Raw genomic sequence first — 15,531 nt, 5'->3', positions numbered from 1 at the left:
ACCATGCCGTTACGGACCCAAGAAAACTGGCCCCACGGCGCGATCATGCAGGACGCCGAACACACTCAGTTTGCGCTGTGGGCACCGGATGCGTTTTACGTCAGTGTCGAACTTGAAGACGGCCAGTCCTTGCCGATGTTACCGCAGGCCGATGGCTGGTTCGTGATCAAGACCCGGTGCCCGGCGGGCACCCGCTACCGCTTCAACATCGATGGTGAACTGGAGGTGCCCGACCCGGCCTCCCGCGCCCAGGACGGCGACCTTGACCGCCACAGTGTGGTGGTCGATCCGCTGGCCTATGACTGGCGCCACACCACCTGGCACGGCCGGCCGTGGAGCGAAGCGGTGATCTACGAGCTGCATGTCGGCGCGCTCGGCGGCTTTGCCGAAGTCGAGCAGCATCTGGCGCGTCTGGTCGAGCTGGGCATTACCGCCATCGAACTGATGCCCCTGGCGCAGTTTCCCGGCACACGCAACTGGGGCTACGACGGCGTGCTGCCATTCGCACCGCAAGCCTCCTATGGCACTCCGGAACAACTCAAACACCTGATCGACACCGCCCACGGCCATGGTCTGGCGGTGATTCTCGACGTGGTCTACAACCACTTCGGCCCCGACGGCAACTACCTCGGGCGCTACGCCAAAGGTTTTTTCCGCGAAGACAAGCACACGCCATGGGGCGCGGCGATCGATTTCCGCCGCCGTGAAGTGCGGGACTTCTTCATTGAAAACGCGCTGATGTGGGTGCTCGAATACCGCTTCGACGGGCTGCGTCTGGACGCGGTGCACGCCATCGAAAGCCCGGATTTCCTGCCCGAACTGGCGCAGCGTATTCGTCAGCAGATCGATCCGAGCCGCCACGTCTGGCTGACCGTGGAAAACGAGCTAAACCAGTCGAGCCTGCTCGAAGAGGATTACGACGCGCAGTGGAACGACGACGGCCACAACGCCCTGCACGTGCTGCTGACCGGCGAAACCGACGCCTACTACGCTGACTATGCGCTGCAACCCACCGAACAACTGGTGCGCTGCCTAAGCCAGGGCTTCGTGTTTCAGGGCCACATCACCCGCCACGGCGAACCGCGCGGCGAGCCCAGCGAACACCTGCCCTCCACCGCTTTCATCCTGTTCCTGCAGAACCACGACCAGATCGGCAACCGCGCCTTCGGCGAACGTCTGCATCACCTGGCCGATCCACGCGCGGTGCAGGCCGCCACCGTGCTGTTGCTGCTGTCACCGATGATTCCGCTGATGTTCATGGGCGATGAGTACGCGGCCGAGCAACCGTTCCTGTTCTTCACCAGCCACCACGGTGAACTGGCGGATCTGGTGCGCGAAGGTCGGCGCAATGAATTCGCCGGGTTCAGCGCCTTCGCCGATCCGCACAAACGCGAAAAAATTCCCGATCCGAATGCCGAGCAGACCTTCCACGCCTCGCAGCCTCGCCTGGTCGGCAGCGGCAGCGCAAAACAGCAGGAAACCCTCGCGCTGTACCGGCAACTGCTGCAATTGCGCCACCGCTACATCATTCCCCATCTGTCCGGCACCCAGGCGCTTGGGGCGCACATGCTCGGCTTCGGTGCGGTCAGTGCACGCTGGCGTCTGGGTGATGGCAGCGAGCTGCGAATTGACCTGAACCTCAGCGATACGCCAGTGGTCAACCCTGCACAGACCGACGCCGTGTGGCTGTTTCAGCAGCCGCCCGCCGTTGCCCTGTCGGAACCGGGCGTACTGCCCGCGTATTGCGCGCTTGTCAGCCTCACGGCCGCAACCCCCTTGCAACCTCTGGATGGAGAGCGCCTATGAGCGATGCGCAACTGGAAATACTCGCAAGCCGCGCCGGCCTCGCCGTCGACTGGATCGACGCCAACGGCCGCCCGCAGAAAGTCGCCCCGGCGGTGCTGCGCAATGTTCTCACCGGTCTGGGTCATCCGGCCAATACCGCACAGGAAATCGACGCCAGCCTGCTGCAACTGCAACAGGTTCAACAGGATCGCCACCTGCCGCCGCTGTTGACCGCAGATGTCGGAATCAGCGTTGATCTGGCCCGCTATTTCGAGCCTGAAACGCCTTGCGAAATCCACCTTGAAGACGGTTCACGGCTTAACCTCAAACTCGACGCCGAAGCGAAACTGCCCGGTTTGATCCCGGTCGGTTATCAGCAGGTGCACATCGCCGACCAATATTTCACCCTGGCCGTGGCCCCCGAGCGCTGCTTCAGCGTCGGCGATGCGGTAGACAACCCGATCCCTCGCGTCTGGGGGTTGAGCGCGCAGTTGTACAGTCTGCGCCGCCCCGGCGACTGCGGCTTCGGCGACACCCAGGCGCTGGAAGAACTGGCGCGGGTGGCCGGCGAGCGCGGTGCCGATGCGCTGGCAATCAGTCCGCTGCATGCGATGTTCAGCGCCGACACCGGGCGCTACAGTCCTTATTCGCCGTCCAGTCGCCTGTTTCTCAACGCCTTGTATGCCGCACCGGGCGCCATCCTTGGCGAACGCGCACTGCGCGATGCGATCGACGCCAGCGGTCTGGCCGAGCAATTCCGGCAACTGGAAGACTTGAAGCTGATCGACTGGCCCACCGCCGCCGACGCCAAACAGAAATTGCTGCAAGCCTTGTACGACGGCTTCGTTGCGGGCGAGCATCCGTTGCATCCGGACTTCGCCAGTTTCCGCCATGCCGGTGGCGAAGCCCTGGAAAACCACTGCCGTTTCGAAGCCATTCAGGAAATGCGCGCCGCCCGTGGCGAAAGCCTCGACTGGCGCGAATGGCCGGCACACTGGCATGAGCCGCGCGGCGCCGCCCTCGAAGCCTTTGCCGAGGAATACGCCGAACGCATCAGTTACTTCGCCTTTTGCCAGTGGTTGATCCACCGCTGCCTGGAGCGCGCGCAAACGGCTGCGCGCAGCGCCGGCATGGGCATCGGCCTGATCGCTGACCTTGCGGTCGGTGCCGACGGCGCCGGCAGCCAGGCCTGGAGCTTTCAGGACGAACTGCTCGCCTCGCTCACCGTTGGCGCGCCGCCAGACATTCTCAATCGCTCCGGTCAGGGCTGGGGGATTTCCGCGTTTTCCCCCGAAGGTCTGATCCGCAACGGCTTTCGTGCGTTCATCGACATGCTGCGCGCCAACTTCGCCCACGCTGGCGGGCTGCGCATCGACCATGTCATGGGCCTGCAACGCCTGTGGGTGATCCCAAACGGCGCGGCCCCGGCCGATGGCGCTTATCTGTATTACCCGTTTGACGATCTGCTGCGCTTGCTGACCCTGGAGTCCCATCGGCATCAGGCGATCGTCCTCGGTGAAGACCTCGGCACCGTGCCCGACGGTCTGCGGGAAAAACTCAGTGCGCGGGCGATTCTTGGCATGCGCGTGCTGCTGTTCGAACAGGACAACACGTATTTCAAACCGATCCTCGACTGGCCGGACAACGCGCTGGCGACCACCAGCACCCACGATCTGCCGACGCTCAACGGTTGGTGGCATGGCCGCGATATCGACTGGAACGCGCGTCTGGAATTTGTCGACCCCAACGGTGAAATCGAATGGCGTCGCCATCGCCAGCGCGAGCGCGAAGGCCTGCGCGGGGCCTTGAGCCAAGACCCGCAAAACTTCCGCGAAGAATCCCACGAAGCCGATCAAGTGGTCGATGCCAGCGTGCGTTTCCTCGGTCATACCCGCGCACCGCTGGTGTTGCTGCCGCTGGAAGATGCGCTGGGCATCGACGAGCAGGCCAACCTGCCGGGCACCATCGACAGCCACCCGAACTGGTCGCGACGCCTGCCCGGCAACAGCGAAGCCTTGCTTGATGGCGCCGATGCCGCGCGCCGTCTGGAACTGCTGGCCTGTGCCCGCCTGCAAGCTGCCGAGCGTGACCAATGAACCAGACCCTCATCCAACCCCTGCGCGCCACCGTGCGCCTGCAATTTCACAAGGGTTTCACTCTGGAACAGGCGGTGCCGCTGGTGCCGTACTTTGCCCGCCTCGGCATCAGCCACATTTATGCCTCACCGCTGCTCGCGGCCCGCGCCGGTTCGATGCATGGCTACGACGTGGTCGACCCGACCCAGGTCAATCCGGAACTCGGCGGCGAACCGGCGCTGCGGCGTCTGGTCAGCACCCTGCGCGAACACGGCATGGGCCTGATCCTCGACATCGTCTCCAATCACATGGCGGTCGGCGGCGGTGACAACCCGTGGTGGCTCGATCTGCTGGAATGGGGCCGCCTGAGTCCGTACGGCGAGTTCTTCGACATCCAGTGGCACTCACCGGACCCGTTGATGGAAGGCCAGTTGTTGCTGCCGTTTCTCGGCAGCGATTATGGCGTCGCGCTGCAAGAAGGCACGCTGAAACTGCATTTCGATGCGCAGCAAGGTCGCTTCCACGTCGAGCATTACGAGCATCACTTTCCGATCTGCCCGAATGACTACGGCGAGTTGCTTAAACCGGTCGAAGCGCTGAAATCCCTGGCCGATCGTTTCAGCACCCTCAGCTACCAGACTGACGCCCATGCGCTGGCGATGCCGCTCAAGGCTGAATTGAAGGAGCTGGCAAGCGATCCGCAAATTCTCGCCGCGATCGAGGAAAGTCTCGCGCATTACGACTCCACGACTGCAGAAGGCTTCGACAAGCTGCATCAATTGCTCGAACGCCAGAGCTACCGTCTGGCCAGTTGGCGTACCGCTGCGGACGACATCAACTGGCGGCGCTTTTTCGACATCAACGAGCTCGGGGGCCTGCGCGTCGAACGCCCCGCCGTTTTCGAAGCGACTCACGGCAAGATCTTTGAGTTGATCGCCGAAGGCCTGGTCGACGGTTTGCGTATCGACCACATCGACGGGCTCGCTGACCCGCGCGGTTACTGCCGCAAGTTACGCCGGCGCCTCGACTTGCTTGCGCCGGGCCGGCACTTGCCGATCTACGTCGAGAAGATTCTCGGTGCCGGCGAAACCCTGCGTACCGATTGGGCGGTGGATGGCAGCACCGGTTACGAGTTCATGAATCAGCTGTCGTTGCTGCAACACGACCCCGATGGCGAACATGTCCTCGGCGACCTGTGGCAGCGGCGCACCGAGCGTCCGGCGGCGTTCATTGAAGAAGCGCAACTGGCGAGACAACAGATCCTCAACGGCTCGCTGGCCAGCGATTTTGAAAGCGTCGCCCAGGCGCTGCTGCAAGTGGCCCGGGATGACCTGATGACCCGTGACCTGACCCTCGGCGCGATCCGTCGGGTGTTGCAGGCGCTGATCGTGCATTTCCCGGTGTATCGCACTTACATCAATGCGCTGGGTCGCGCGGCGCAGGATGAACAGTTCTTCCAGCAGGCCATGGACGGCGCGCGGCAGGCGCTGGGCGAAGGCGACTGGCCGGTGCTTGACTGTGTGGCGGCCTGGCTCGGTGGCACGCCCTGGCGGCAAAAGCCGCGCGGGCGCTCGCGCAAGATCCTCAAGCACGCCTGCGTGCGTTTCCAGCAACTGACGTCGCCGGCAGCGGCCAAAGCCGTGGAAGACACCGCGTTGTATCGCTCGGCGGTGCTGCTGTCGCGCAACGACGTCGGCTATAACACCGAGCAGTTCAGCGCGCCGGTCAGCGACTTCCATGCGGTCAATCAGCAACGCCTGGACGCGTTCCCCGACAACTTGCTGGCCACCGCCACTCACGACCACAAACGTGGCGAAGACACCCGTGCACGACTGGCGGTGCTCAGTGAACGCAGCCACTGGTACGCCGAGCAGGTCGAGTTGTGGCGCGCCCTCGCCCGGCCGTTGCGCGACGATGACCAAGTGCCGTCGTCCGGTGATGAACTGATCCTGTATCAGGCGTTGCTCGGCAGTTGGCCGCTGCAACTGAGCGATGACGATCAGTCAGGTTTCAGCGACTACGCCGAACGCATCTGGCAATGGCAACAGAAAGCCCTGCGCGAAGCCAAGTTGCAAAGCAGCTGGAGCGCGCCCAACGAAGCCTACGAAAACGCTGCGCAGACGTTCACCCAACGCCTGCTCACCGGTGCAGAAGGCGAGCTGCTGCGCGCCGCGCTGAGCAAGACCGTCAACAGCATTGCTGCGGCCGGCGCCCTCAACAGTCTGGCGCAAACCTTGCTGCGCATGACCGTGCCGGGGGTACCGGATCTGTATCAGGGCAACGAGTTCTGGGACTTCAGCCTGGTCGATCCGGACAACCGTCGGCCGGTGGATTACGCCGCGCGCGCGCAGGCTCTGGACGGACAAGCGCCGCTCCAGGAACTGCTGGCGAACTGGCGTGACGGGCGTATCAAGCAAGCGTTGATCGCCCAGGTGTTGAACCTGCGCGCCGAACACGCCGAGCTGTTTCGCCGGGGCACGTATCAGGCCTTGGAGGTGCTGGGCGAGCAGGCGCACAACGTGCTCGCATTCGCCCGTGAGCACGAGGGCCGCTACGCCATCGTGATCGTGCCGATCCGCTGCGCGACGTTGCTGGAAAACAGTGCCGTGCCACAGGTGGATGCGCTGCGCTGGGGCGATACACGGGTGGTTTTACCGTTCGCCGCCTCTGACACAAACCTGAAGGGACTTTTTCACAGCAGCGCAGTCACAAAAAACAGGGAGCTGAACGTCAGCGCCGCGCTGGGGGATTTCCCGGTCAATCTGTTTACCCAACTCTTTACGTAACGACGAGTTCAGTTCAGGAGCATTGCGATGAGTACCGACGATAAACGCATCCGCGAGTTCGCCTATCAGATCTGGGAATCGGAGGGCAAACCTGAAGGTCATGAAGCGCGTCATTGGGAAATGGCGCGCAAACTGGCCGAAGCCGAGGCCCTCGCGCCGAAGAAGTCGCCAAAGGCTGCGGGCAGTAAAACCGCCGGCAAGACTGCGACCGGCAAAGCCAGCGAAAGCAAGACCCCGGCGGCCAAGCCTAAGGCGCCTGCCGACGCCAAAGCCAAGCCTTCCAGCGCCGCCAAAGTGATTCCACCGGGCGAAAAAGCCGCCGAGAAAAAGCCGCGCGCCCCACGCAAGCCCCCGGCCAACTGACACACCCGGATTATTGAACTGAATGACCGTGTGGCGGGTTCGCTCGCCACATTAGGGACAACTCGTCCTCAAGAAACCTCAAACACCCCCTGTCAGGGACAGATGTCTGTGGTGAGGGGATTTATCCCCGATCGGCTGCGAAGCAGTCGCAGGGCCGCTGCGCGACCCATCGGGGATAAATCCCCTCACCACAGATTCTGTTCCCACAGTTGATCCGTTATTCGAACCAACCCGTTTTGCAGGAGCAATCATGACCCGTCCAAAGAATGCCGAGCCCGCAGCGCACGCTGAACCTTCGAGAATCCGTGAAGGCCTGCCCTTCCCGCTCGGTGCGACCTGGGATGGTCTGGGGGTTAACTTTGCACTGTTTTCCGCCAATGCCACAAAGGTTGAACTGTGCATCTTCGACGATGCCGGCGAAGTCGAACTCGAGCGCATCGAACTGCCGGAATACACCGATGAGATCTATCACGGCTATCTGCCCGATGCCCATCCCGGGCTGATCTACGGCTACCGCGTGTATGGCCCGTATGACCCGGCGAACGGCCATCGCTTCAACCACAACAAACTGTTGATCGACCCGTACGCCAAACAACTGGTCGGCGAGTTGAAATGGTCCGAGGCGCTGTTCGGCTACACCATCGGCCACCCCGACGCCGACCTCAGTTTCGATGAACGCGACAGCGCGCCGTTTGTGCCCAAGTGCAAGGTCATCGACCCGGCGCACACCTGGGGCAACGACCATCGGGTCAGCGTGCCGTGGGACAAAACCATCATTTATGAAACCCACGTACGCGGCATCAGCATGCGTCACCCTTCGGTGCCGGAGAACGTGCGCGGTACCTTTGCCGGGTTGATGGTCGACGACGTGCTCGAACACATCCGCAAACTCGGCGTGTCGAGTGTGGAACTGCTGCCGATCCATGCCTTCGTCAACGACCAGCATTTGCTGCACAAGGGCATGACCAACTACTGGGGCTACAACAGCATCGCCTTCTTCGCCCCGGACCCGCGTTACCTGGCCAGCGGCAAGATCGCCGAGTTCAAGGAGATGGTCGCGCACCTGCACGAGGCCAATCTGGAAGTGATTCTCGACGTGGTCTACAACCACACCGCCGAGGGCAACGAACAAGGTCCGACCCTGTCGATGCGCGGCATCGACAACGCCTCCTACTACCGCCTGATGCCCGACGACAAGCGCTATTACATCAACGATTCCGGCACCGGCAACACCCTCGACCTCAGTCACCCGTGCGTGCTGCAGATGGTCACCGACTCGCTGCGTTATTGGGCCAGCGAGATGCACGTCGACGGTTTCCGCTTCGATCTGGCGACGATTCTCGGGCGCTATCACGACGGTTTCGACGAGCGTCACAGCTTCCTCGTCGCCTGCCGTCAGGACCCGGTGCTGCGCCAGGTGAAAATGATCGCCGAGCCTTGGGACTGCGGCCCCGGTGGCTATCAGGTCGGCCACTTTCCGCCGGGCTGGGTCGAGTGGAACGACAAATTCCGCGACACCGTGCGCGCGTTCTGGAAAGGCGACGACGGCCAGGTTGCCGACTTCGCCAGCCGCATGACCGCGTCCGGCGAGATGTTCAACCAGCGCGGACGGCGGCCGTACTCGTCGGTGAACTTCATCACCGCCCACGACGGTTTCACCCTCAACGATCTGGTGTCGTACAACGACAAGCACAACGAAGCCAACGACGAGAACAACCAGGACGGCAGCAACAACAACCTGTCGTGGAACCACGGCGTCGAAGGCCCGACCGACGACCCGGAGGTCAATGCGCTGCGCCACCGACAGATGCGCAACTTCTTCGCCACGCTGCTGCTGTCGCAGGGCACACCGATGATCGTTGCCGGTGACGAATTCGCCCGCACGCAGGACGGCAACAACAACGCCTATTGCCAGGACAGCGAGATCGGCTGGGTCAACTGGGACTTGAGCGAGGACGGCAAGGCGCTGCTCAAATTCGTCAAACGCCTGATCAAGCTGCGTATGGCTTATCCGATCCTGCGTCGCGGGCGCTTCCTGGTCGGCGAATACAACGAGGACATTGGCGTCAAGGACGTCACCTGGCTCGCGCCGGACGGCACCGAGATGACCACCGAGCACTGGCATGACGCGCACAACCGCTGCCTGGGCATGCTCCTTGACGGTCGCGCGCAGGAAACCGGGATCCGCCGCAAAGGTGCCGATGCGACGTTGCTGCTGGTGGTCAACGCCCACCACGACATCGTCAACTTCAGCCTGCCGGAAGTGCCGGAAGGCAGTTTCTGGACCTGCATGATCGACACCAATCAGCCGTCGATTCGCGGTCAGGAACGCTTCGAGTTCGGCCATGAGTATTCGGTCACCGGCCGTTCGCTGCTGCTGTTCGAACTGCAACGCGAAGAAGAAGACTGATATGGACCTGCACAGTTATCTGGCGCGCCGCCCGCCGGACTATCGCGACACCGCAGCGCTCGGCCATTGCCTGCGGGCGCTGGTCGAGGCCGGTCTGGATCAGTTGCCGTTACCGGGCAGCGGCCGCACGCTGGAGCGTTTTCAACGTCTGGCGGAAGTCGGCGGGCATGATCTGGGCTTGTGCAAACTCTACGAAGGTCACACCGACGCACTGGCGATCATCGAACAGCTCGGTGGTTCGCCCACACCGGGCAGCACTTGGGGCATGTGGGCGGCTGAACCACCGCAGGCTCGGGTGCAGGTGCGACCGGCCGGGCACATGGTGCGCCTCGACGGGCGCAAGGCCTGGTGCTCCGGGGCGGCGGTGCTCAGCCATGCGCTGCTCACCGCGTGGGACGCCGAGGACCGTCAGCAACTGGTCGCAGTGGCACTTGATCAACCGGGCGTGACCATCACCGATCAGGGCTGGCAAGCGGTCGGCATGGGCGCCACCGGCAGCGTTGAAGTGCTTTTCGACGGCGCCGAAGCCCAGGCCATTGGCGAACCCGGCGACTACCTGCATCGTCCGGGTTTCTGGCAAGGCGGGATCGGCATCGCCGCGTGCTGGTACGGCGCGGCAAGGGAGATCGCCGAGGCGCTGCGTAAACACTGCGCGCAACGTCAGGAGCCGCACGCCCTCGCCCACCTCGGCACGGTCGATGCGGCGCTGTACGCAGCCGCCAATGTGCTGCGTTTCAGTGCGTTGCACATCGATACGCATCCCGAAGCCAATGCCGAACTGTTAGCCCGACGTGCCCGCGCCGTGGTCGAGCAATCGGCTGAGCAAGTGATGCGCGAGACCGGTCGGGCGCTGGGTGCCGCTCCGTTCTGCAAGGATCGGCACTTCGCCCGGTTGAGCGCCGATCTGCCGGTGTTCCTGCGCCAGAGTCATGCCGAGCGTGATCTGGCGGCCCTTGGCCAAACGCTGGCTGAACACCCCGAGGAGGCCTGGACGCTATGAATGCCGCTAATAAGCCCGATCCGATCATCGGCCACCAAGGGACTTCGTTGCTGCAATGGCAACATTCCCGGCACCTGGCGGCGCTGGACAGCGTCGATGTCCTCAGTCTGGTGCCACCGGGCGCGCGGGCGGTGATCGTCGCCCCGCACCCGGACGACGAAGTGCTCGGCTGCGGCGGAATGTTGCAGTTGCTGGCCGCCGCCGGGCGTCAGTTGCAACTGATTTCGGTCACCGATGGCAGCGCCAGTCATCCCGGTTCCGAGCGCTGGCCAGTCGAACGCCTGAGCGTGGTGCGGCCGCAGGAATCGGCTGAAGCCCTGCGCCGCCTCGGCGTGCCATTGCACCGGATGAAATGGCTGCGCGGCGGTTTCAGCGATAGCCAGGTCGCCGCAGATGAGCCGTCGCTGGTCGCGTTCATCGAACGCCACCTGCGCCCCGGCGACGTGGTGTTCAGCACCTGGTGCGAGGACGGCCACTGCGATCACGAAGCCGCCGGCCGCGCCAGTATCGAAGCCGCACGGCGGGTTGGCGCCACCTGCCACGAATTGCCGGTATGGACCTGGCACTGGGCCTCACCCGAAGACGCCTCGGTGCCATGGCAGCGCGCGCGCAAAATTCTGTTGTCCGCCGAGCAAGTGGCGCGCAAACGCCACGCGGTGCATGCGTTCGCCAGTCAGTTGGAGGGCGATCCGCAAGCCGGGCTGCAACCGGTATTGGCCCCGTACGTGCTGGATCGTCTGCTGCAACCGTTCGAAGTGGTGTTCCTATGAGCGTCGATGATCGTTACTTCGACGGATTGTTCAGCGCTAACGATGATCCCTGGGCCTTCCGCGAGCGCTGGTACGAACAGCGCAAACGCGCTATCACCCTCGCCGCCCTGCCCCGCGCGCATTATCGGGCGATCTTCGAGCCCGGCTGCGCTAATGGCGAACTCAGCGCCGAACTCGCCGAGCGCTGCGACCGCCTGCTGTGTTGCGACACCGCCAGTGCCGCGGTGAATCTGGCGCGTACCCGGTTGAGCCTGTTTGACCATGCCGAGGTGCGCCAAAGTCGCCTGCCCGGTGACTGGCCGGAGGAAAAATTCGACCTGATTGTATTTAGCGAAATCGGCTACTACCTCGATGCCCAGGATCTGACAGAAGTGATCCGCCGCATCAGTGAATCCCTGACGGCTGACGGCCAGTTGCTGGCCTGCCACTGGCGCCCGCCCATCGATGGCTGCCCGCTCAACGCGCGGCAGGTACATGACCTGATTCACGAGCAATTACCGCTACCGCGTCTGGCGCTGCATCAGGAGTCCGACTTTATCCTTGAAGTCTGGAGCCGTGAGCCGCGCTCGGTGGCCGCATTGGAGGGCCTGCGATGATCGGCATTCTGATTCCCGCGCACAACGAGCAAGACCTGCTGGAGCAGTGCCTGACGGCCGCCGTGCGCGCCAGTAAACACGGGCTGCTGGCCGGCGAGCCGGTTGAAGTGCTGGTGGTGCTCGACAGCTGCACCGATCGCTCGGCGCAGATCGTCAGCGGCTTTCCGGTACTGAGTCTGCACATCGACGCGCGTAACGTTGGCCAGGCCCGGGCCGCTGGCGCGCAGGTGTTGCTGGAGCGTGGCGCGCGCTGGATCTCCTGCACCGACGCCGACAGCCGTGTGGCCGAGGACTGGCTGGTGGCACAGTTGGGGCTGGGGGCGGACGCGGTGTGCGGCACGGTAACTGTCGAACATTGGGATCCGACATTCGACGAAAGCGCGCAAATCCGCTATCACAGTCACTATCAGGCGCGGGACGGGCATCGCCATATCCACGGCGCCAATCTCGGGGTCAGTGCCGATGCTTATCGTTGGGCCGGGGGGTTCGCCCCCTTGACCTGTGATGAGGACGTGCAACTGGTGCGGCAACTGGAATTGCTCGGTGCCGACATCGCCTGGAGCCATCGCCCGCAAGTGCATACCAGCGCCCGTCTGGACAGCCGTGCCCGGGGCGGATTCGGGGACTACCTGCGAAAATTGGTACAGTTAGACATAAAAAAAGCGGATCAGATTGATCTGTGACGCGACGAACCGGTTTTCATGAGCAATACTCTGCTGCGCGGCAATCCAGGGTTCGGAGCGTCGCACAGCAATCCATTCGCCTTCACGGGTCGAGCGCACCTGCCTTTCTACGGTGCAGATTCGATTGAGGGCCTGACTCGACAAGGACGTAGCACCCATGAAACCGTTATTCCTCAACGAAAACCCGCCGCCGGTACAGATCTGGAACAGTTCCCCGCAGTTGGACAACATCCCCGTCATCAACACCCATAGCCTCGTTCCCCCCGGTGCTCGCGCCGTCGTCGTCGCCCCGCATCCGGGTGATGAAGTGGTGACCTGTGGCGGGCTCCTGCAATTGCTCTCCAGCCTCGGTCATCCGCTGCAACTGCTGTCGATCACTGATGGCAGCGCCAGCCATCCCGGCTCGCGACAGTGGTCGGAAAAACGCCTGAGCGTGTTCCGTCCGCAAGAGAGCGTCGAAGCCCTGCGTCGGCTCGGCCTGCCGATGCACAGTCTGAAATGGGTGCGCGGCGGGTTCACCGACAACGCGCTGCTCGAGCGCGAGACGGAAATCAGCAGTTTCATCTCACGTTATCTGCGCCCCGGCGACGTGGTGTTCAGCACTTGGCGCAACGACGGCAACGACGACCACGAAGCGGTCGGACGTGCCAGTGCCAACGCGGCGGCGCAAGCCGGAGCCACCTATCACGACGTGGCGGTCTGGGCCTGGCACTGGCCGGAGCGCGAGCAGAGCCTGATCCCTTGGGATCGTGCACGCAAACTGCGCCTCGACACCTGGACCGTGGCGCGCAAAAGCCACGCCACCCACGCCTATGCCAGCCAGCTCAAGGGCGAACCGGCGATCGGCATCGCGCCGATGCTGCCGCCGGTGATCCTGGAACGGATGCGCCTGCCCTACGAAATTGTCTTCATCTGAAACACCCACCCCCTGTGGGAGCGGGCTTGCTCGCGAAAGCGCCGGTTCAGTCACCTGTGATGTTGAATGTGCCGGCCTGTTCGCGAGCAAGCCCGCTCCCACATTGATAGGCGGCGAGCCAGTGGCCAGGGCTCACGACCGTTCATCGCAAATACCTCCCTACCTGTAATTTCTGACAGTAGCCAACGCTCGCCACCTGCCCCTAAATAACCCAGAGCCTTTGCCCCCCACGACTCTGGAGTCTTCAGCATGCTTATTCAGCCCCCTCGCCTCCCGGCCCCAAAGTCTCTGCGGCAGCTGGAAATACCCGACCGTACGCAGCCGGCCCTGGAGGGGGGGGTGTGGGGGATCAATATTGCCGCCGCGCAGTTGCTGGCGCCCGACAAGGGGCTGAAAGTCTATTGTCCACCCTGGGACCGTATGGGTTTAGGTGACCACATCGAGCTGCTGCTCGACGGTATTCAGGTCGACCAGACCACCCTCGTCAAGCCAGGGGATGTCGGCGAGCGTGTCACCCTGTATGTCCCGCCCCAGCGCTTCGTGACCGGGACCTATACGCTGCAGTATCGGGTCAAGGTATTCGAACAGACTCCGGAAATTTCGCTGCCTCCGGTCGATATCTTCGTCAAACTCGAACGGCCCGGCGGCAAGGATGAAAACGGCAGTATCCCGGGGCATTCCGAGCTGTACATGTACATCGATCCGCGGATCATCAACGATGGCGTGGACAAGGAAACCGCCGAAACCGGCCTCGACATCATCATCAAGGCCAAACCCGGCAGCAGCAGCCTGTTGCCCTACCCCAACATGGCCGTGGGTGACCGCTGCAAATTGACCTGGGGTGGCTGGTTTGTGTATTCGCCACGGGTGACCCAGGATCACATCGATGACCCGCAAGGCCATCCACTGGTCATCCATGTCGACAAGGCCACCATCCTCGCCGCCGGCGATACCGATAGCCTGGCCGTAGCCTTTGAAGTACACGACATTGTCGACAACCGCTCCGAAGACTGGTGCGCCGCAGTAGGGATTGCCGTCGATACCGGCAACACGCGCCTGTCGCCTCCCATGGTCAAAGAGGCCTTCAATAGCGTTGTGGACATGGACAAACTGGGGGATGCGCCGCTGACCTTGCAGGTATTGGTCGACGCACCCGACTTCCGGATCGGTGATGTGATCATCGGCCTGGGCAAGGGCACCACGCTGGACGGCGAACCGATCAGCGTTGAAGTCCGCGGCGAGCCGCTCATCAGCGTGGGCAACATCTACGAATTGGCCCTGCCAAGCGCCGACATACGTTTGCTGGCCAAAACCCAGGCCGTGTTCAGTTATCGCGTGGAACGCAGCGGGTCTGATGATCGCGCCTCCAAGGGGCGCTTCGTCAGTATCATCGGAGCAACCCGACGCCTGCTCGCGCCGATTGCCGTGGATGCGCAACAAGGGGCACTCGACCCTGATCGGGTGTACACCACCGCCGTCATCCCCTTTGACCCGATGATGCAGGTGGGCATGGTCATCATTCTGCGCTGGGTCGGCACCCGCCAGGATTTCGGCGTCTACGACCCGGAACTGAACTGGCACACCCTTAGCAAGGGCGATATCGACGACAAAGAACCGATCCCGATCATCGTCGAAGGCAAACACCTCAAAGCCATCGAGGGCGGCACGCTGGATTTGTTCTACGTGCTGATGGCCGAGGGCAGCGATGGAGGCATCATTCGGCGCGAGTCACTGCACCATGCCCTGTTGCGGGTGGGTGAACCGCTGCTGGAACTGGTCGCGCCCATCGTCCTCGGTGAGGCCGGCGGAACACTCGAACCCGACGACCTGCCCGGCGGATCGAGCAAACTGACCGCCCCGGCTGCCGCCGAACCCACCAAAGCGGGTGACAAGGTCACCTATACCTGGCGCGGCTCGAAAACCGGCAAGACCAGCGACTCGGTGCCGATCAATTCGCTCAATGCCGGCAAAGCCATCGATTTCACCCTGAACCCGACCTTCGTCCAGACCCACATCGAACCCAATCGCGGCGGCACTGTGGACGCGATGTATGAAATCCTCAGGGTGGCGGCAGGCTCCACGCCGGAACGTGTCAGCTACTCGCGGACGTTGAATTTCACTGTCGGCGAAGCGGTGCTGCTGACCCG

The 15,531-nt window shown here is 63.1% G+C and carries 10 protein-coding genes and 1 pseudogene; all 11 read left to right on the top strand.

The genetic code is table 11. The features are described 5' to 3' along the window. The first annotated feature begins 3 nt into the window (after positions 1 to 3). Complete coding sequence (gene treZ, locus QRN61_RS15395) at positions 4 to 1,806, top strand: malto-oligosyltrehalose trehalohydrolase (RefSeq protein ID WP_285374117.1); 1,803 nt, start codon at positions 4 to 6, stop codon at positions 1,804 to 1,806. Continuing rightward, positions 1,803 to 3,881: a 4-alpha-glucanotransferase gene (gene malQ / locus QRN61_RS15390; protein ID WP_097089616.1), complete on the top strand. Its 2,079-nt coding sequence runs from the start codon at positions 1,803 to 1,805 to the stop codon at positions 3,879 to 3,881. Before treZ ends, malQ begins: the two co-directional genes overlap by 4 nt. After that, entirely contained in the window at positions 3,878 to 6,646 is a 2,769-nt protein-coding gene (locus QRN61_RS15385; protein ID WP_285374116.1) for a malto-oligosyltrehalose synthase, read from the top strand. The genes malQ and QRN61_RS15385 overlap by 4 nt, the downstream gene beginning before the upstream one ends. 27 nt (positions 6,647 to 6,673) lie before the next feature. Further along, on the top strand, positions 6,674 to 7,009 hold the full coding sequence (locus tag QRN61_RS15380) for a DUF2934 domain-containing protein (RefSeq protein ID WP_027612042.1): 336 nt from the start codon (positions 6,674 to 6,676) through the stop codon (positions 7,007 to 7,009). A gap of 250 nt (positions 7,010 to 7,259) precedes the next feature. Beyond that, positions 7,260 to 9,419 (top strand): glycogen debranching protein GlgX, encoded by a 2,160-nt coding sequence (gene glgX, locus QRN61_RS15375; RefSeq protein WP_150370490.1) that lies wholly within the window; start codon positions 7,260 to 7,262, stop codon positions 9,417 to 9,419. Between the two features lies 1 nt (position 9,420). Then, a complete protein-coding gene (locus QRN61_RS15370) occupies positions 9,421 to 10,419 on the top strand; it encodes an acyl-CoA dehydrogenase family protein (protein WP_150370489.1) in 999 nt (332 codons plus the stop codon). Next, on the top strand, positions 10,416 to 11,189 hold the full coding sequence (locus tag QRN61_RS15365; protein ID WP_027612045.1) for a PIG-L deacetylase family protein: 774 nt from the start codon (positions 10,416 to 10,418) through the stop codon (positions 11,187 to 11,189). Before QRN61_RS15370 ends, QRN61_RS15365 begins: the two co-directional genes overlap by 4 nt. Continuing rightward, the gene (locus tag QRN61_RS15360) at positions 11,186 to 11,785 is read left to right on the top strand and encodes an SAM-dependent methyltransferase (RefSeq protein ID WP_097089609.1); all 600 of its coding nucleotides are present in this window, start codon (positions 11,186 to 11,188) and stop codon (positions 11,783 to 11,785) included. Before QRN61_RS15365 ends, QRN61_RS15360 begins: the two co-directional genes overlap by 4 nt. After that, on the top strand, positions 11,782 to 12,468 hold the full coding sequence (locus QRN61_RS15355) for a glycosyltransferase family 2 protein (RefSeq protein WP_097089608.1): 687 nt from the start codon (positions 11,782 to 11,784) through the stop codon (positions 12,466 to 12,468). Before QRN61_RS15360 ends, QRN61_RS15355 begins: the two co-directional genes overlap by 4 nt. A 157-nt stretch (positions 12,469 to 12,625) precedes the next feature. Then, positions 12,626 to 13,384, top strand: coding sequence for a PIG-L deacetylase family protein (locus QRN61_RS15350; RefSeq protein ID WP_027612047.1), 759 nt, complete (start codon positions 12,626 to 12,628; stop codon positions 13,382 to 13,384). A gap of 339 nt (positions 13,385 to 13,723) precedes the next feature. Then, a pseudogene (locus QRN61_RS15345) lies at positions 13,724 to 15,531 on the top strand (hypothetical protein); the annotation flags it as partial.

The sequence above is a fragment of the Pseudomonas sp. lyk4-TYG-107 genome (assembly GCF_030209055.1).
In the GTDB taxonomy this organism is placed as follows: Bacteria; Pseudomonadota; Gammaproteobacteria; order Pseudomonadales; family Pseudomonadaceae; genus Aquipseudomonas; species Aquipseudomonas putida_A.
Note: the sequence above shows the minus strand (reverse complement) of the source record. Positions and strands in the feature narration are given on the sequence as shown.

Coding starts and splice junctions, on each gene's coding strand:
- treZ (WP_285374117.1), top strand. CDS start 4: ATGCCGTTACGGACCCAAGAAAACTGGCCCCACGGCGCGATCATGCAG.
- malQ (WP_097089616.1), top strand. CDS start 1,803: ATGAGCGATGCGCAACTGGAAATACTCGCAAGCCGCGCCGGCCTCGCC.
- QRN61_RS15385 (WP_285374116.1), top strand. CDS start 3,878: ATGAACCAGACCCTCATCCAACCCCTGCGCGCCACCGTGCGCCTGCAA.
- QRN61_RS15380 (WP_027612042.1), top strand. CDS start 6,674: ATGAGTACCGACGATAAACGCATCCGCGAGTTCGCCTATCAGATCTGG.
- glgX (WP_150370490.1), top strand. CDS start 7,260: ATGACCCGTCCAAAGAATGCCGAGCCCGCAGCGCACGCTGAACCTTCG.
- QRN61_RS15370 (WP_150370489.1), top strand. CDS start 9,421: ATGGACCTGCACAGTTATCTGGCGCGCCGCCCGCCGGACTATCGCGAC.
- QRN61_RS15365 (WP_027612045.1), top strand. CDS start 10,416: ATGAATGCCGCTAATAAGCCCGATCCGATCATCGGCCACCAAGGGACT.
- QRN61_RS15360 (WP_097089609.1), top strand. CDS start 11,186: ATGAGCGTCGATGATCGTTACTTCGACGGATTGTTCAGCGCTAACGAT.
- QRN61_RS15355 (WP_097089608.1), top strand. CDS start 11,782: ATGATCGGCATTCTGATTCCCGCGCACAACGAGCAAGACCTGCTGGAG.
- QRN61_RS15350 (WP_027612047.1), top strand. CDS start 12,626: ATGAAACCGTTATTCCTCAACGAAAACCCGCCGCCGGTACAGATCTGG.